We start from the raw sequence: 17869 nt of genomic DNA, 5'->3' as shown, positions 1-17869 counted from the left end.
TGAATTTATCGATTTACCGTATTATTTAATTCACTTTTAGACTATCCCATAGATGGGTCGGTAAAGCAATACTTTTACAAAACTAAATACAGCTAATCTATCGATTTACAGTACTTTACTACTTGCGGTTTGGCTGTGAGTGTGACATACTCATGGTCATAAATACATTATTCCGACAGACTTACCGTACTTTAAACACTGGGAGATGTGATCACTACCTCTCAGAGATTGTGGTGCAAGGAATTAATTATGCTTAAAGATGCACAGGGATTAATAGTTACAACAGATTCAGCCCCAGCGATCGCAGCCATTAACCGTTTTAGCGATCAGATGTTGGCTTATGGTAGAGATGCAGAAACAGCAATTCTACAAGCAATTACGGCAGATCCAACTTGTGCATTAGCTCATGCTTATGCGGCGGCTTATTATCTCACCCAAGAAAACCGCAAAGCTTGGCAGCAAGCTCTACCATATCTGCACACAGCACAACAGTATTGCACTAAGATTACCGACAGAGAAAAGTTATATGTGCAAGCAATTTCAGCTTGGGCAAATCAAGAGATTGATGTAGCGATCACCTTACATGAAGAGATTACTAATCAATTTCCCCGTGATTTGATTTCTGTACAGCAGGGACAGTATCACTATTTTTACACTGGTGACAAAGATAAATTATGGAAAATTGCTCAGAAAGTTTTACCTAGCAATCTAGAAAATCATTATTTATACGGTATGGTGGCATTTGGTTTAGAACAATGTGACCAACTGGAAACCTCAGAGAACATGGCGAATCAAGCGATCGCCTTAAATAGAAATGATCCTTGGGCGCATCATGCGATCGCTCATGTCATGGAAACCCAAGGAAGAGTCTATGAAGGGATAGCTTGGATGGAGAATTTTGCAGATACCTGGGAAAATTGCAACTCCATGCTCTACACTCACAACTGGTGGCACATCGCACTGTATTATTTGCAATTAGAAAACTATCAAAAAGTTCTGAGACTGTATGATACGCACATTTGGGGGCGTGCTAACAAACAATCCCCTAAAGACCAAGTAGGAGCAATTTCATTATTATTGCGTTTAGAATTGCACGGTGTAAATGTGGGCGATCGTTGGCAAGGTATCAGTCCTTATCTTTACAGCCGCATTGATGAACACGCTTTACCATTTCAAGATTTGCATTATGTCTATGCCCTTGCCAAAGCTGGACATCATGATTGGGTGAATCAAATGCTTGTAAGTATGCAGTATCACACTTTGAGTATTAATCCTTTTCTGCGCCGGGGTTGGTTGGAAGTCGCAATTCCCGCCGCTAAAGGTATGGTAGCTCATGCCCAAGGAGATTTTCGCACTACAGTTGTCGAACTCCAGCCTGTTTTGTCACGCCTGCATGAAATTGGCGGCAGTCACGCACAGCGAGTATTATTTAGACAAGTTTATCAAGATGCGGCCTTATCGGCTCAAAAGCAGAGTTGGGTTTATGGTATTACCGCTTGATTTGACATCTCACAGTAAATGAGAGATGGGTTAACAATTCAAAATTCAAAATTCAAAATTCAAAATGGAAGACAGTTGAGTCGGAGAGCAGCGCCTTGCGGGGGTTCCCCCCGTTGTGGCGACTGCGGAGGATTTAAACCCCAACTCAACTGATACTACGTGTAGACGTAGGGGTCTTATACCCTTGAATTTACGATAAAACCCAAAACCTTGTAGAGACGTTACATATAACGTCTCTACTTATGTAGACAAACCAACAACAGCACGGTCACTATAAATCTGGTGTAATATCTGATAATCTTCTAATTCCACTGGGGCAAAACGCCTAACGCCAAACTCTGCCATTACGTTTTGCAACTCTGTATCTGGTTGCAGCAGTGCTAACCGCATTTGCTCAATCAAGGATACACCCAGACGTTGTGCTACTACCAAAGGCGGCATTGGAGAAGGGCCAAGCACTTCCACCACACGCAAATGCTTTGATAATTCAGGAAAATCCTGTAATTCTTGTTCTAGTACCACACTATCAATCGCTGCACAATCTGCCAATCCCTCAATTACCCAGCGAATTGAACACTGATGAGAGCCTGATTGTATAGTTTTACCAAAGAAATTTTCAGAATATCTTTGCTCAATTAAGTGATAGCAAAGTAAATTGTAACCACTATTAGAACCCAGGTCGTTATAGCAAAATGTTTTTCCTGATAAATCTGCAAACTGTTGAATATTACTATGAGCATTAACAATAACATCTGCATAGTAAATCGGAGAGTTACCATATCGTGATGATTGTTTCACAGGGGCAACTAACGTTTGCAATTGATGAGGAAATATTTGGCTATATCGAGTTAGCGGTAATCCACAAATAAAAGCTAAGTCTAATTTGTCTTCAAATAATAGCGGGTCTTCTAAAGGATCACATTCGCCTGGTTGGATTTGAATTTCGACTTGTAATACCCGACCTAAATAAGCTGCGATCGCTTGATAGAATACCCACCAATTAGGAGCTAGGTACGATATCACCTGCAACTTTTTATCAGTCATTCTTGTTCTACAACAGTTTCTTGTTCTTGGAATTGAGTGAGCTTTTTAGTAGACCAATGAATATATAAAAAGCCCAAACTAGCCAATGTCAATGTCATCATACCAAAAACCGTTGTATATCCTTTAGTATGCCACCATAAACGCTGGCACAAAGCCATAAATGTTGGAGATATCTTACTCAAAAAATAATGGTTTCTTGTATTATCTCTCTTTTCCTCTATGTTTTGGGCGAATGCCATTGCAATTTTTTCCTTCTACCAACTTAAATTACGTTATTTCGATGTACTTACTGTAGATTATAAAGTATATCATCCAATTTAGTCAAAAATAAAAACCTCAAAACCGCATAAAGCAAGAACCCCAGTTGATTGAAACAACTGAAGTTCTCCCATCCTCGATGACTAATTAGTGTTGCTAACCATTCTCAAAACGGATGGCTACCCGCTAAACTGATACGTTTCATGACCCGGCGTTGATTGGGGTCAAATGCTTGGCGGTAATGCAACGTAGATTGATTATCCCAATAGACAATATCACCTACAGACCATTTATGCTGATAATAAAACTGAGGTTGATGTAAATGCGATCGCAACTGTTCAATTAATTCATATCCTTCTTGAGGATCTAGTCCGACAACTTCCACTTCTGTAGCGTAGTCTAGATATAAAATCTTTTTCCCACTTTCTGGATGTGTCCGGACTAAAGGGTGAGGAAATACCGGACTAATTAGGGGAATACTCTTGTCGAGACGGTATTGAGAACGAGGTGTATTTGGTTGTTTTAAAAACGGATTGTAGGTAATCAACTGCAAATCTGCTATGCGCCGCTTAATAGACTCATCCAAAGTTTCATAAGCCAAATTCAAATTTAACCAGTAAGTATCTCCACCTTCTGAGGGAACTTCTAAAGCATAAAGTAAAGAACCACTAGAAGGATAAGGAGTCCACTTATGATCAGAATGAAAAGCTAACTCGCCAGTACCAGTATAGCCACCATCAACATTAGAAACGGGAATGATTACTGGTGTCACCCCAGGTTTAGAAGCCAAGACTGGTATATCGTCTGGTGGTACAAATAAAGAACCAAAATGAAAAGCAAATTTCAAAAATTGCTCATCAGTCAGGTTTTGATTTTTGAAGATGAGAATGTGGCGTTCTCTTAATTCCTGCTTCAATCTTAAAATAACTTCAGGTTTAATAGGTTGGCTAGCATCAAGTCCAGTTACTACAGATCCTAAAGGTGCATCAACAGCAGTAATTTCAAAGTTAGTTAAGGTGAGTGTAGACATAATTACCTATCAAAATTAATTGCAAGCTTTTCAAATATTATTTTTTAGCCAGAACTTCTTGGGGAGTAATTGCGGCATATTGTTCCGTAGTTAAAAAACCATCTCTGACATTTACTTGTTTAGGTATTAGTCCCAAGCTATACCATTTGTCCGCAACTTCCTGTTGTTTATTAATAATCGCTGCCGTAATTGGTATGAGAGTGAAATCATACTTATCGTGCATCGCTTCTAATATGGGAGGCTCAAGTTGAGTTGTAGCAGATAGTAATTGAGCAATTTCTTTGGGATTATTTTTTGCCCAATTGTTAGCTTTTTGTAGTTCTTCCAAAAAAACCTTAATTACTTCTTGGTTTTCTTCATAAAATTTGCGGTTTGTTGATATAAAGTTGTTAGTATCCCGCAAACCATTACCACCATCTATTAAAACCGTTCCTGTACCATTCTGTACATTTCTCGTCACAAAAGGTTCCCAGATAAACCAAGCATCTATTTTGCCTTGGCTAAAGGCTACATTAGCATCTGGAGGTGGTAGGGAAACTGACTCTATATCGCTAAGTTTTAGACCTTCTTGTTCTAAAGCTCTGACTATTAAATAATGACCAATTGATGCTTTTTGAAAAGCCACCTTTTTACCTTTTAAATCTTTGACACTTTTAATCGGAGAGTTTTTTGGAACTAAAAGTGAAATCGCTCTTCCATCAGAAGAATTGGCAGCCAAATATACCAGAGGTGCGCCAGCTGCTTGGGAAAAAATAGGCGGTGACTCAGCTGTAGAAGCAATATCAAGTGCGCCTGCATTTAAAGCTTCTAATTGCTGCGGCCCGGCGGCAAATTCGGGCCATTCTACCCTGTAACCTAGAGATTTTAATCGTTCTGCTAAAATGCCTTTTTGTTCTAAAACAGCTAGGGCTGTAAGTTGCTTAGAACGAACAATTTTCACCACTTTATTAGTAGTGGTAGTACTAGTTACATTCGATGTAGATGAATCTGTTTGTTGCTGAGGATTCTTTTCTGAAGAACTGCAACTAAACAGTGTAGTAGATAATAATAAGCTATAGCCAAAAGCAAACAAAGCATGACGACGAGTGATGTGTCGGCGTTTCCAAAATGGAAATAAATTTTTCAAATCCTGCATTAACTGACTCTCTTTTTTCTATCAATTAGGAGCAAAGTTAAAAATTAAAGAAATAAGGTGGATAAACCACCTTAAGCAACCGATAAGAGGCATACTGTGGCTACAAATTTAGGAATATTGTGTAATTAGAGGTAATTCTTAATTAAGTACCCAATTGCCAATATCATGCAATTTATAATCTACGACCCAAAAACTACTGTAAATTGGTAGGTTTTTAGTATTTTATTGATAATATAGCAGTGTTCCATAGTTAACTGTAAAAGGCAAGTACATTTTGTAAAAAAATTTGGACTTGGTGAGTAGAGATGAATTTGGCTCATGTTCCAACCGCAGAGAGGAGGAGTAAATTTTTATTTTTGTATTCACTTAATTTTGGTAGGTTTAGTCTGAATTTCCTGGAAATTCCCAAAATTACCAGTACATGATGAACTATGGCTTAATAAAGTCATGAAAAATTAACATTAGTCGCTTTTAGGAAAATGTACTCATAGCATTTTTGAGAATAATTAGTTCTTGCAATGATGAGTTGGCTATGATCTCCACTAGATAAAGTTTTGACGATTTGTAAGCCACAACATAAAGGGGATGTTTTTTTTCAACTGTTTTCCGATATGGTAGGTGGAGAAATTAAGCAAATCGACAGTTGATGAGGGATGTTTAGGGATAGCTAATGTTAATTAAGTAATTTGCCATAGCTAACAAAAAAGCCTTAACCCTTAGTGTATAAGGATTTTAGCTAATTAGCTTCAAATTCAAGATGAAAAGCCGCTTAATTTACGTCAAGAATATAGATATAGCGGCCTTCAAATTGCAATAACTCTAAAATCCATTGATTTTCACAAAATATAGTTTTACCTTGCTAATTAAGTCAGCCACAACACCGACGGCGAAAAAAAGGAGACTGTTTACTATGATGACGACCGAATCTATACTCATGGAAATGGAAGCTGGCAAACAAATCTGCATTGAATGTCAAACTACTTGCATTGATACCATTAAGTACTGCAAAAGTCAGGGTGGTAGATACATGGATATGGTGATGATGTCCATGATGCGAGACTGTGCGGAAATGTGCATGATGTGCGTCAACATGATTAATGACGGTTCTGAGTTTATGGGCAACACCTGTAGTTTGTGCGCCCAAATTTGCGATCGCACTGCCATAGCTTGCGAACAAATGAGTAACGATGCCACAATGATGTTCTGTGCCGCTATTTGTCGCAAATGTGCTGAATCTTGCCACAAAATGGGACTCAATTCTGCTTCTTATTTCCGCAGATCCAGCTTAGTGACAGAAGATGCACTATTATCTAGCTGATTCTTTCCCTAGATGGAGTTACATAATTTCTAGCAAACTAATTGTTACATTTAGATTTATCCTTTCTCCAACATTATTAGTGTTTCGCCACTCAAAAAGATTTTGGGTGGCGAAAACCTTAGGGAAAGAGCAAATTATTTTGATGATCAAAAAGCAATACTAGACAGGAACAGGAGTAGCAAATCTAGCATATCTCTCTATGTAGAAGTCTTTGCTATTGGCGATCGCCTTCACTGATTCACGTTGTTTCAAAGCCTTCTTCCACTGACGCAGACGAGTAAATTCCTCTGGTATCCCAAAGCCTCGATAATGCTTCAGTGCAGGCCAACGCTCAAACCAGGGGTAAAATGTGAAATCGACCAAACTAATAGATTCACCAAACCAATAAGGGCCATCTCCTGATAACTTCCTTAGACCTTCATTTTCGATAAATTCCAGATGTTTATATAATTCTTGTTTAGCAGCTTCTTGTTGTGCGACTTCTGGACTACGCAACAGGGCAGAAAAAGCCGGAACAAATCGAGTATTAGCAAAATCAATCCAGATACGAGCCTGAGCTTTAGCAATAGCACTACTAGGTAAAAGCGGCGGATTTGGAAATATCTCATCAAGATATTCGTTAATTACTGCCGACTCCCAGACTCGATGCTCACCATGTGCAAGTGCTGGCACTTTTCCATAGGGAGAAATATCTGTGAATCCCTCCGGCTTGTTTTGCAAGTTAATTTCAATCAAATCAAAGTCGATACCTTTTTCTTGCAACACCAAGCGCGAACGGTGAGCATAAGGACAAACGACTGCGCTGTATATCTGAATTTTAGCCATCTTGATATTCCTCCTCATTAATAGTGATGAGTGGCGAGTGGTGAGTTGAGAAATAAATTCTGCCTTGTCTACCTTGTCCCTAGTCCCCAATCCCTAACTAGAGCCAAGGCACTTCTTCAGGTGCATAACGAAAAGCACGGAAGACCGAATTTTGTTCCCCACGAGCCACGGCTGAATTATCACCAAGAATATTTCGCACAGCAAAGTGGGGATTGACATATTCCCAGACAATTTCGCTGTTTACTGTGACCTCAAATATCCTACCGAAAGCACCTTCTGTAATTAAAGTATTGCCATTCCCTAGACGTTGTGCGCCGGATATATACGAACTGAAGAAGTTGTGGGGTGGGTTATCAGCATACTCCCAAACTATCTCTTTAGTTTGACGGTTAACTTCTATCACACGAGAGTAATTGAGTGCAGCGTGACGACGATGTGCGCCGTTGTCAAAAATGAGGATATTACCGTTAGCTAATTCGTTAGGGAAATGCTGCTGTGCTAAGACATCATCTCCCAGCGTCCAGATAATTTCTTCTGTGTGGCGATCGATAATAGCAACAGTAGAAATGTTGCGGAAGCTCACTACAATATTACCGTCAGCGAGTTCACCGACAGTATTACCGTGCGTCCATTCGTGTCTTTGGTCTTGGGGTGTAATAGTAAAAATATCTGGATCTAGATGTTCGTAAGCGTGCCAAGTCCAGACAATTTCACCCCCAGGTGTAACTTCGTAAAGCACATCAGCATAGATATCACCGTCTGCTTCTGTTCCGGGTACGCCACCTTTGATACGAGGAATTAAAGACTGAGGTATCTTTTCTAGAGCTAATAAAATCGTGTTACCGTTGCGAAGTCTGCGCCCATCGTGATGATGATCTGGATGCTTATACTCCCAAATAATATTTCCCTGGGGATCTACCTCTAAAACAACGCCACCTTTAAACGCACCCCACAAAGGAAAACGTGGCGGAATTTCTGGTGTTTTACCGTTATAAAAAAGGTTACCGTTGGGTAAGAGATAGCCATATAAACCTGGTGGATAGGGTAGATTCCATTGATGTACTACTTCCCCTTCCAGATTGAGGAGATAGACTTCTCCATTGCCTGTTAGTGGGGTAAACAGTGTATATCCCTTGAATACCTTGTCAGGGTTATAGGCTCTTAAACCAGTACCACGGCGACGAATGGTATTTTGGTCAATTGATGCTGTGGCGATCGTCATAGTTTATAAGTGGATATCGGTATTAGAAAATGTTTTCGCATCCAAAATGTGCGTTGCTTTTTTGGTTTACGCTACACGTAACCTAATCTATTTTGAATTTTGAATTTTGAATTTTGAATTGTTAAGGTGCAGGATTTGGATATCGAGTATACACTGCGTCTATTTCTGCCAAGATATCTTTATCGAGAACTACATTGATACTGTCTATATTCTCTTTGAGTTGTTCTAATGTAGTAGCACCAATAATCGTACTAGCAACAAACCAGCGACTCCGCACAAATGCTATAGCTAATTGTGCCGGGCTTAATTGATGACGGTTAGCTATTTCTACATAAGCTGCGACAGCTTCCTGAACATTTGGTTTTAAATAACGTTGACCAAAGTTTTCAAACAAAGTCACTCTAGTTTTCTCTGGTTTACCGTTGAGGTATTTACCAGTTAAATAACCAAATCCTAAAGGACTATAAGCCAGCAAAGGAACGTTTTCGTAATAAACTGCTTCTGCAAGTGTGCCATCAAAATTTCGGTTAAGTAAGTTATAAGCATTTTGGATGGAAACAACTTTAGGTAATCCTAATTGTTTTGCTGCTTGACTGAATTGTGTCACACCCCAAGGTGTTTCATTACTTAAGCCGATATATCGAATTTTACCTGCTTTGATGACATCAGCAAAAACTTCTAGTTGTTCGGTGATGGGAACTGTTTGCTTTACTTGTGTGGGATCAAAGACAGTTTGACCAAAACGAGGGACATAGCGGTCAGGCCAATGGATTTGATATAGATCAATATAGTCTGTTTGTAACCTTGTTAGACTATCATCTATGGCTTGTTTGATATTGTTTCGGTCAAGTCCTTCTGCACCACCACGCAACCATTTAAAGCCACGACCAGGCCCAGCAATTTTAGTAGCAATGATTAATTTATCGCGCTGTTGATGTTTTAACCATTCTCCAATATATCTTTCGGTTAAGCCATAGGTTTCTCCACTGGGTGGTACGGGATACATTTCAGCCGCATCTATGAAATTAACTCCTTGATTAACTGCGTAATCTAGTTGTTGATGGGCTTCTTCTATAGAATTTTGCCGCCCATAAGTCATTGTGCCGAGGCAAATGTCTGAAACTTGTAGATCGCTGTTGCCTAATTGGTTATACTGCATATCTTGGGATGATTTTATTCTTAAATTGACAAATTTTGTTGTTCAGTTGGTGTTACTCAATAATTATTACTTATGCTGTGAAATGTTTTATTTTTGAGAACCCAGGAAACCTATTCAGATAATACTACGGTATGCCTATCAGTTTATCTGTTTTACGATAAAATTCACAATTCTATGTAAAAAACATCTGATTTAGTACTTGAAAAATACCAGCGATCGCCACACTCAAAAGTCTAGTATTTATATAATTCTAGTTATTAGTCTACGCTAGACTAGGAGAACCTAAGCATGACAATCTTACAAGTTCCCATCATCGATATTAGTGGGTTGATTGCCCAAACTAATAACTCTGCTGATGTAGTTGCAGACCAAATCAGACAAGCGTGCCAAAATTACGGTTTTTTCTATATTGTCGGACATGGAGTTGATGCACAACTACAACAACAGCTAGAAAATCTGAGCCAAGAATTTTTCGCACAGGATGAAGAAACTAAACTAAAAATACGTATGGCTGTTGGTGGTAGAGCATGGCGAGGATATTTCCCCGTTGGTAATGAATTGACATCAGGTAGACCGGACTTAAAAGAAGGTATTTACTTTGGTGCAGAACTAGAGGAAAATCACCCACTTGTGAAAGCTGGAACACCAATGCACGGTCATAATCTTTTTCCATCCAACATTCCCCAATTTAGGGAAACAGTAATTGAGTATATGGAATCAATGACTCAACTTGGACATATCCTCATGGCTGGTATTGCTCTGAGTTTGGGGTTAGAAAAGTCGTACTTTGCAGAGCGTTATACCAAAGACCCATTGATATTATTTCGGATTTTCAATTATCCTCCTAATTTATCATCTCAATCTGTATGGGGAGTTGGCGAACATACAGATTATGGAGTATTAACCATACTCAAACAAGACAACGTTGGGGGATTACAAATCAAATCAAAGTTTGGTTGGATAGATGCACCTTCTATACCTGATTCATTTGTATGTAATATTGGGGATATGCTCGATCGCATGACTCAAGGATTATATCGCTCTACACCCCACCGCGTGCGGAACTTATCAAGAACTAATCGTCTGTCGTTTCCTTTCTTTTTTGATCCCAACTTTAATGTTGAAGTCAAACCTATTGAACTGAAGGACGTAGTAATGAATGATGATAAAAGCGATCGCTGGGATAGAGCTAGTGTTCAAGAATTTCGTGGGACTTATGGCGATTATCTATTAAAAAAAGTATCTAAAGTCTTTCCAGAACTACATCAAAAAGTGCTTTAGAGTGGCGAGCTAAAACCTAGTCTCTAGATACCTAAATTAACTTTGATAAGGACGCGGTAATTGGCGCAGTTTATGAGCTGTATCCAATTCACTATTACTTTTTCTGCCATATCCCCAGCCTAAGAGGCGACGATATTCACCCATGATACCACTTTCAATTAAATCATCCTCATGGATTTCCATATCGGTATGAGATTGGGGTGCAACATAGAGTGCATCCGCAGGACAATATGCCTCGCACATAAAACAAGTTTGACAGTCTTGCTTGCGGGCAATAACGGGTGGTTGGTTAGGTACAGAGTCAAACACATTAGTAGGACAAACTTGGACACACAAATTGCAATTGATACAGAGTTTATGGCTGACAAGCTCAATCATGACCTGCTCCTGCTATAAGTTTGATACAGATGATGTGGTTTTATTACTTATTACTGGTTGTTTAGTAGGAGCATCCGTAATCCAATCGCGCCTCACCCAAAGCTTATCTAAACCGCCTGTAGCTTGGTAATAACACTGATTTGGATCGGTTTCGGGATAATCCACACGAATATGTTCGCTGCGTGTTTCTTCACGGTTTAAGGCGCTAAAATATGCCCATCGTGCTACCGCAGTCAGAGCAGCCGCCCGACGAGAAAATTCTACATCGCGTACTGTATCCTGTTTTGGATTTCCTTTTACTTGCTGCCACAGCTTTTCTAACTTGGCGAGGGAATCTAAAAGTCCTTGCTCAGACCGCAAGTAATTCTTCTCCAACGGGAACATCTGGGCTTGTACACCATGCACAATTGCCTCGTTATCGAATGTTTCGGAACTAGGAGAGGATGAGCGCAAGCCCACTTGACCAGCCGGACGCGCAATCCGTTCATGGGGATGAGCGCCCAAACTCTTAGCAAAAGCAGCTGCCCCTGCTCCTGCCCATTGCCCTGTAGAGATTGCCCAAGCCGCATTGGGGCCGCCACCCCCAGAAGCTAAACCAGCTAAAAACTCCCGTGATGCAGCATCACCCGCCGCATATAAGCCGGGAACCTTTGTAGCACAATTATCATCCACAATCCTGATTCCGCCCGTACCACGTACTGTCCCTTCGAGAACCAATGTCACAGGTACTCGTTCTGTATAGGGGTCAATGCCAGCTTTTTTATAAGGTAGAAAAGCGATGAAATGAGATTTTTCAATCACTGCCTTAACTTCAGGTGTAGCTCGATCCAAACGAGCATAAACGGAGCCTTTCAGCAGAGCATTAGGTAGGAAAGAAGGATCACGACGACCATTAACATAACCACCTAGATCATTACCAGCTTCATCGCTATAACTAGCCCAACCAAAAGGAACACCTCTAGTTACCGTCGCATTAAAAGCCGTCGAGATGGCGTAGTGATTAGACGCTTCCATACTAGAGAGTTCGCCACCAGCTTCCACTGCCATCAGTAGTCCATCACCTGTATTAGTATTGCAACCTAATGCTTTGCTCAAAAATGCACAACCGCCATTGGCTAAGACTACTGCACCAGCACGAACTGTATAACTACGATGATGTTGTCTCTGCACACCTCTTGCACCAGCCACTGAACCATCATCAGCTAATAAAAGCTCTAAAGCAGGACTTTGATCAAGAATCTGCACACCAACACGCAAGAGGTTTTTACGAAGCACCCGCATATATTCAGGGCCGTAATAACTCTGACGCACAGATTCCCCATCTTCTTTAGGGAAACGATAGCCCCAACTTTCCACCAGAGGCAAACTCAGCCAAGTTGTTTCAATAACACGCTCAATCCAACGTAATTTAGCGAGGTTTTTCCCAACGCGATAACGCTCGGCTCCAACTTTTTCCCAATTCTCCGGAGAAGGAGCCATAATGCCGTTACCACTAGCCGCCGCCGCACCACTTGTACCCAGAAAACCTTTATCAACAATGATGACTTTGGCTCCTTGGGATGCGGCTGACCAGGCTGCCCATGCTGCGGCCGGGCCACCACCAATCACCAATACATCAGCACTCAGTTGTAGTTCATCTTCTCTATAGGCTGTTACCAATTTCCTTCCCTCCTGATAAATTTGAGCTTTGCTAAATTTGAGTATGAAACTCTCTTATTCTCTGCGTGAGATAATTTGATAATTAGCAACGCCCACAAAATTAATAAACAGAAGCCAATAATTTATCGATCGCAGCTCGAAACGCCGTTGCTGCGCCAGCACTCATATCACGAGGAGCGCAGATACGATTTCTCAAATATGCAAAAGCGATCGCCCCCACAGCAGCGAAAATAGGATCAACAGTGCTATTTTTACCACCAGTCCGACCACCCGCTAAAGTTTCACCATTACCATGAATCAGATAATCAGCCAATTGTCGCAAATGAAAATCAACTGCTTCTTTAACTGTGGTAAAGTCACCATCTGCGGCTATTGCTTGGACTCCAGAATTTTTGATAATATCTGCGATCGCAACTTCTCGATTATCACTCAATCTTTCAGCTGCTTCGGCGCGATATTGAATTTTCTCACTATCTGCTGCATCTAGAGGTAATGGATTGGCGATCGGTTCAACACCCCATCGGCGACGCAAAAGTAAATTATTAGTAATATTATCTGACTTCACCCGATGATAAGCAGGACGCTGATTGAGTGCGTCAAACCAAGCATTAATCCGAGGAAAGCGCGGATTTCCTTTGAGATGATATCCCCGATATACAGGTAAATTAGCCGCCAATCTATCCAGATGGGGACTATACATAATATCTACTAAGCTAAATGTACCGACAAAGTAGGGGCCGGGATATTTAGCCAAGGCTTGCTCTAGTTCATCTAACTTCGCCTCAAATTCTGCTTGTAACTTTGCCAACTCATCAACATCTATAGGTGCTTCTCTCAAGAATTTATAAGCAAGATTCCGAAAACCGTTAGTCTCAGCTGCTTCTACTAACTGTCTAGCAACAGCATTTTCCTCTGGATCTTCCGGTAATAATGCAGGACTGGGAAACCTTGCTTCTAGAGCTAAGAGAATATCTTTAGATTCGTATACGAGATTTCCTTCGATCTTGGCAGCCGGTACAAGGGTTGTGGGAACTAGGTCAGTGTACCATTTGGGTTTATTACTTAAGTCAATAAACTCCGTGGCAAAGGGAATTTCTTTTTCTTCCAATGCAAACCAAACCCGCTCGCAGAAAGGACACCAAGAATTAGTATCTCGGTAAAGCAGAACTGGCGGTTCTGTGTTTGGGGGAAGTTTATGTAAACTGCTGGAGATGGGTGCAGTAGAAGGAGATTGTCCTGGCCTCTTTACACGACGCGCCGAGGTATGGTTTCTAGCTATCTCTAAAAGTTCGTCCCAACTTGATAAGGTGTTTTGAATAGACATTTTTTACCTCGCTGTTCTAGGAACGCCGGAAAACACAAATAATTGTTGTTCTTTGGGTTGAGGTAAACTTTCACTTCTGTATCGATGAATACCTACAGCCATGTCTCCTGTAGCCGTGAGTTGAAAATTCACTTCCTCAAATCCAGATGCACCCAAAACTTTCCGCACATTATCAGAGTAGGGAATACCGTTGGAGTGTCCACGCGTCCAGATCACAAAAGCACCTGGTTTACTGAGAAAACTTAGGTTATCTAGTAAACGATTGAGTTCGCCTTCATCAGCTAGATTGCCAAAGACACCGCACACAATCACAATATCTGCGGGTACTGCACCTACATAGTTAGAGGCAAGAGTTGCATCACCATTGATAAACTCAATTTGCTTGATTAAACCCAAAGATTCTATAGTTGCTCGTCCACGTTCAACTAGATTTGAATTTATTTCAACCAGTCGAGCAGAAACATCCTTCGCACGGGGGTGATTTTTCAAAGTTCCTAGTAAATCTCGTCCATCACCCGCACAGACACTCACTATCCGAATAGCTCCGTCTGGGGAAGCATTCAAGCTATAAGCAATATATTCCCGCACGATTTCTAGACGCTGCTGCAATACTGGCTCAGTGTTGTAGAGGTCGTGCCATTCATACCAATCTTTCGGCATAAGGGGTAATTCCCATTTGATGCACACTGTGTAGATTAAACTACGGTTAATTTATCAAGTAACTGTAGTTTTTAGATGAGGGCAGATTATCATAAACACTTCTATAAAATCAAGCCTTGTTCAGTATAATCACCCTTAACAAAGTATTTATACATAGTATTTTGTATAATAAATAGCCATAATACAATAACAAACCTAATGAGATAGAGGTTTAGTTGTCACTACAATCTCTACATCTTGACCCAAGACATTCAAGAAGCGAAACAACCGCTCAGTCGAAAAGCCTGATAACTTTCCCTTCATCAAAGCTGATACCTTGGGTTGATCAATTCCTAAAAGTTCTGCTGCTTCAGTTTGTGTTATTTGTTGCATGGTAATAATGTTACTAATCTTGCGTGCAAGTTCTGCTTTCACAAGTAATTCATCAGAGTTCTCTAAACCCAAATCAGCAAATACATTACCATGACTCGCCTGTACTTGAATTTCATTAGTCATTCTTTCTCGCCCTGTTGCTGGCTATATTTTTCTGCGTAATACTCTTTTGCTTGCTTCAGTCTTTTCTCAATCAGATCAATATCTTGCTTTGGAGTAGCGATTTTTGAGTGGGAATGCGATGTAAAATTAAGAAGTAGCAATAATTGAGGTAGTGAGGTGCTGATGACCTATCTAGAACTACGGCAAAAGATTGAACAGCAATTAGCTCAACTACCGCCCGATCAGCTGTCTTTGGTTAGTGACTTTTTAGATGCTCTACAAACCAGGGAGAATAAAAGCAATCCCCCACTCCGTCGATTAGCTCCGATTAAACGAGGAAGTAAAGCCGTAGATTTATTGAAGTTTGCAGGAACATGGCAAGGTGACGATTTAGAAGAATGCCTGCAATTTGTTCGTGAAACTCGCTCCAAAGCTCAGTTTTAACCTCCTAATTTTATGTATCTTTTGGATACAAACCATTGTAGCTACATCATTAATAATACTCCTAGCGTTATTACAGCATTACGTTCACGTTCTGCCAATGAAATCGGCATTAGCATCATTACGTATGCTGAATTACTATACATGACGGAAAAATCAGAACGCAAAGCTCAGAATTTTGTAGCAGTAGAAAATTTTTTAGCAAGCGTGGATTTATACTTCATTGATGAAGAAACCGCTATTCTCTACAGTCAACTCAAAATAGCTGTTTTTAATCAGTTTGCACCCAAGGACAAAAGTAAACGTCGAAGTACAAGTATCAAAGATTTAGGATTTGATGACCATGATCTTTGGATCGCAGCAACAGCAGTTCAGCACAATCTGACCCTTGTATCTGCTGACAGTGACTTTATCAGAATTCAGCAAGCTCAATCTTTCCCTCTAGAATCTTGGCTGTAGCTGTGTATTAACTATGAGGGAATGAAAAAACTCATCAAAACTTTTCCACCCAAGGGCGCAATTCTACTTCCCATGTCCAAGCACTGCGGGGTTGGCGGAGAATGTTGAGGTATGTTTGAGCAATAGCATCTGGATCAAGTAAACTATCTGGTTGATCTGCTGGCTCTATACGGGTATCAGAACGAATCACTCCATCAATGACAAAGTGCGCCACATGGATATTCTGAGGAGCAAGTTCACGCGCAATACTCTGAGCTAAACCCCGCAAAGCAAATTTACCCATAGCAAACGGTGCAGACAGAGGATAACCCTTCACACTAGCAGAAGCACCTGTAAAGAAAATTGCCCCACCACCTACAGCCAACTGACGTTTTGCTGCGGCTTGTGCTACCAAAAAGCCACCATAAGCCGTGATTTCTAAGGTTTTAGCAACGTCGGCTGGATCAAGTTCAACTAACGAACCCCGGACTCGCCAACTGGGATTATAAATAACTACCGTTGGTATTCCTAGTTGTTGTTCGACCTTTTGGAATAGTTGTTCAACTTCATCGGGTTGGGAAGCATCAGCCGCAAAACTGACTGCTCCAATCTCATCAGATAATGCACTGAGCTTATCAATGTTTCTTGCGGCTAAAGCGATGGTGAAACCTTCTTTTGCAAACAAACGTGCTAGGGATGCGCTGAGTCCACTACCAGCCCCCACAATCAATGCAATGTTTGCCATTTGTTTGATTTCTCCTAATCTTTGAGGCCTTGTTAGGTTACACCATTTTCACAAAATACAAAGTATCAAATTGCTCTATAGCCGATAGTTCCTCCTCTAAACAAGACTATACTCCATGTTGCTTAAACCATGCTTGGAGACGTTGCCAGCCATCTTTGGCTTCTTTCTCTCTGTAGGAAGGACGATAATCGGCAAAAAAGGCGTGGGGTGCTTCAGGGTAAACGATGATGTCTGATTTACTACTGCTGGATTTTAAGCGATCGCGCATCTGTTCCACTGTATCCAAAGGAATACCTGTATCTTGACCCCCATACAATCCCAACACAGGAACTTTCAAATTAGAAGCAATATCAACGGGATGTTTCGGTGTTAAGTCCGTATTATTACCCACTAATCGTCCATACCATGCTACACCTGCCTTAACTTTGGGATTATATGCTGAATATAACCAAGTAATGCGACCACCCCAGCAAAAGCCTGTAATTGCTAATCTATCAGCATTACCCTTAGCAGACTTAACAGCCCAATTGACGGTAGCATCAAGGTCAGATAACACCTGGGCATCTGGAACTTTTGCTACCACCTGACGAATTTCATCGATATTGCTTAACTTTGAGACATCACCTTGACGTGCGAATAATTCTGGGGCGATCGCTACATACCCCAACTTGGCAAAGCGACGGCAGATATCTTGAATGTGTTCATGTACACCAAAAATTTCCTGAATCACTAACACAATTGGAAAATTCCCACCAGTTGCAGGTAATGCTCTGTAAGCTGGAATTTCACCATCTTGGACGGGAATTTTCACAGCACCTGCGACTAATCCTTGGTTATCGGTAGTAATCACTTGGGCAGAAATGGGTTTTACTGCCAAAGCAAAACCAGTTGTGAGGGTAGCAGTCGCTATAAATTGGCGACGGGTGATTTCTTTCATCGTTTGTACCTTGAATTATTGGGGTGTAGTTATATTTGTTC

General features: G+C 40.7%; 19 protein-coding genes. 5 read left to right on the top strand and 14 right to left on the bottom strand.

Translation table 11 applies throughout. The features are described from left to right. The first annotated feature begins 249 nt into the window (after positions 1 to 249). Complete coding sequence (locus H6G14_RS01450; protein WP_190565365.1) at positions 250 to 1500, top strand: tetratricopeptide repeat protein; 1251 nt, start codon at positions 250 to 252, stop codon at positions 1498 to 1500. A gap of 240 nt (positions 1501 to 1740) precedes the next feature. On the opposite strand, the gene H6G14_RS01445 is transcribed toward H6G14_RS01450, so the two are convergent. From H6G14_RS01445 to H6G14_RS01430, 4 genes are all read right to left on the bottom strand, one after another. After that, on the bottom strand, positions 1741 to 2544 hold the full coding sequence (locus H6G14_RS01445) for a phosphate/phosphite/phosphonate ABC transporter substrate-binding protein (protein ID WP_190565364.1): 804 nt from the start codon (positions 2542 to 2544) through the stop codon (positions 1741 to 1743). Next, positions 2541 to 2783: a hypothetical protein gene (locus H6G14_RS01440; RefSeq protein WP_190565363.1), complete on the bottom strand. Its 243-nt coding sequence runs from the start codon at positions 2781 to 2783 to the stop codon at positions 2541 to 2543. Before H6G14_RS01440 ends, H6G14_RS01445 begins: the two co-directional genes overlap by 4 nt. 185 nt (positions 2784 to 2968) lie before the next feature. Continuing rightward, on the bottom strand, positions 2969 to 3832 hold the full coding sequence (locus H6G14_RS01435; RefSeq protein WP_190565362.1) for a TauD/TfdA dioxygenase family protein: 864 nt from the start codon (positions 3830 to 3832) through the stop codon (positions 2969 to 2971). A 37-nt stretch (positions 3833 to 3869) separates the two neighbouring features. Continuing rightward, the gene (locus tag H6G14_RS01430; RefSeq protein WP_190565361.1) at positions 3870 to 4967 is read right to left on the bottom strand and encodes an aliphatic sulfonate ABC transporter substrate-binding protein; all 1098 of its coding nucleotides are present in this window, start codon (positions 4965 to 4967) and stop codon (positions 3870 to 3872) included. 913 nt (positions 4968 to 5880) lie between these two features. Here H6G14_RS01430 and H6G14_RS01425 point away from each other — a divergent pair. After that, positions 5881 to 6285, top strand: a complete 405-nt coding sequence (locus H6G14_RS01425; RefSeq protein WP_190565457.1) for a four-helix bundle copper-binding protein — start codon at positions 5881 to 5883, stop codon at positions 6283 to 6285. Between the two features lie 159 nt (positions 6286 to 6444). On the opposite strand, the gene H6G14_RS01420 is transcribed toward H6G14_RS01425, so the two are convergent. From H6G14_RS01420 to H6G14_RS01410, 3 genes are all read right to left on the bottom strand, one after another. After that, positions 6445 to 7110, bottom strand: a complete 666-nt coding sequence (locus H6G14_RS01420) for a glutathione S-transferase family protein (protein ID WP_190565360.1) — start codon at positions 7108 to 7110, stop codon at positions 6445 to 6447. A gap of 97 nt (positions 7111 to 7207) precedes the next feature. Further along, positions 7208 to 8332 (bottom strand): aryl-sulfate sulfotransferase, encoded by a 1125-nt coding sequence (locus H6G14_RS01415; protein ID WP_190565359.1) that lies wholly within the window; start codon positions 8330 to 8332, stop codon positions 7208 to 7210. Positions 8333 to 8453: 121 nt separating this feature from the next. Further along, positions 8454 to 9491, bottom strand: a complete 1038-nt coding sequence (locus H6G14_RS01410; protein ID WP_190565358.1) for an NADP(H)-dependent aldo-keto reductase — start codon at positions 9489 to 9491, stop codon at positions 8454 to 8456. A gap of 288 nt (positions 9492 to 9779) precedes the next feature. On the opposite strand from H6G14_RS01410, the gene H6G14_RS01405 reads away from it, so the two are divergent. Next, the gene (locus H6G14_RS01405) at positions 9780 to 10772 is read left to right on the top strand and encodes an isopenicillin N synthase family dioxygenase (RefSeq protein ID WP_190565357.1); all 993 of its coding nucleotides are present in this window, start codon (positions 9780 to 9782) and stop codon (positions 10770 to 10772) included. A 36-nt stretch (positions 10773 to 10808) separates the two neighbouring features. On the opposite strand, the gene H6G14_RS01400 is transcribed toward H6G14_RS01405, so the two are convergent. The 5 genes from H6G14_RS01400 to H6G14_RS01380 all read right to left on the bottom strand — a co-directional run bounded on the left by H6G14_RS01400 (position 10809) and on the right by H6G14_RS01380 (position 15288). After that, positions 10809 to 11150 carry a 4Fe-4S binding protein gene (locus H6G14_RS01400; RefSeq protein ID WP_190565356.1) on the bottom strand — a complete coding sequence of 114 codons (342 nt, stop codon included), beginning with the start codon at positions 11148 to 11150 and terminating at the stop codon, positions 10809 to 10811. A 12-nt stretch (positions 11151 to 11162) separates the two neighbouring features. Next, entirely contained in the window at positions 11163 to 12809 is a 1647-nt protein-coding gene (locus H6G14_RS01395; RefSeq protein ID WP_199325996.1) for an FAD-dependent oxidoreductase, read from the bottom strand. 100 nt (positions 12810 to 12909) lie between these two features. Then, the gene (locus H6G14_RS01390; protein ID WP_190565355.1) at positions 12910 to 14133 is read right to left on the bottom strand and encodes a glutathione S-transferase family protein; all 1224 of its coding nucleotides are present in this window, start codon (positions 14131 to 14133) and stop codon (positions 12910 to 12912) included. 3 nt (positions 14134 to 14136) lie between these two features. Then, on the bottom strand, positions 14137 to 14793 hold the full coding sequence (locus tag H6G14_RS01385; RefSeq protein ID WP_190565354.1) for a class I SAM-dependent methyltransferase family protein: 657 nt from the start codon (positions 14791 to 14793) through the stop codon (positions 14137 to 14139). 195 nt (positions 14794 to 14988) lie between these two features. Continuing rightward, positions 14989 to 15288, bottom strand: coding sequence for a helix-turn-helix domain-containing protein (locus H6G14_RS01380; RefSeq protein ID WP_190565353.1), 300 nt, complete (start codon positions 15286 to 15288; stop codon positions 14989 to 14991). Positions 15289 to 15450: 162 nt separating this feature from the next. Here H6G14_RS01380 and H6G14_RS01375 point away from each other — a divergent pair, with 162 nt between their 5' ends. Then, positions 15451 to 15711 carry a hypothetical protein gene (locus tag H6G14_RS01375; RefSeq protein ID WP_190565352.1) on the top strand — a complete coding sequence of 87 codons (261 nt, stop codon included), beginning with the start codon at positions 15451 to 15453 and terminating at the stop codon, positions 15709 to 15711. 12 nt (positions 15712 to 15723) lie between these two features. After that, the gene (locus tag H6G14_RS01370) at positions 15724 to 16167 is read left to right on the top strand and encodes a type II toxin-antitoxin system VapC family toxin (protein WP_190565351.1); all 444 of its coding nucleotides are present in this window, start codon (positions 15724 to 15726) and stop codon (positions 16165 to 16167) included. Between the two features lie 34 nt (positions 16168 to 16201). On the opposite strand, the gene H6G14_RS01365 is transcribed toward H6G14_RS01370, so the two are convergent. Both H6G14_RS01365 and H6G14_RS01360 read right to left on the bottom strand, forming a co-directional pair. Then, the gene (locus H6G14_RS01365) at positions 16202 to 16891 is read right to left on the bottom strand and encodes an SDR family NAD(P)-dependent oxidoreductase (protein ID WP_190565350.1); all 690 of its coding nucleotides are present in this window, start codon (positions 16889 to 16891) and stop codon (positions 16202 to 16204) included. A 106-nt stretch (positions 16892 to 16997) separates the two neighbouring features. Further along, positions 16998 to 17828 carry a dienelactone hydrolase family protein gene (locus tag H6G14_RS01360; protein ID WP_190565349.1) on the bottom strand — a complete coding sequence of 277 codons (831 nt, stop codon included), beginning with the start codon at positions 17826 to 17828 and terminating at the stop codon, positions 16998 to 17000. Positions 17829 to 17869: the final 41 nt, after the last annotated feature.

The organism is Nostoc parmelioides FACHB-3921, from assembly GCF_014696625.1.
Classification (GTDB): Bacteria; Cyanobacteriota; Cyanobacteriia; order Cyanobacteriales; family Nostocaceae; genus Trichormus; species Trichormus parmelioides.
Note: the sequence above shows the minus strand (reverse complement) of the source record. Positions and strands in the feature narration are given on the sequence as shown.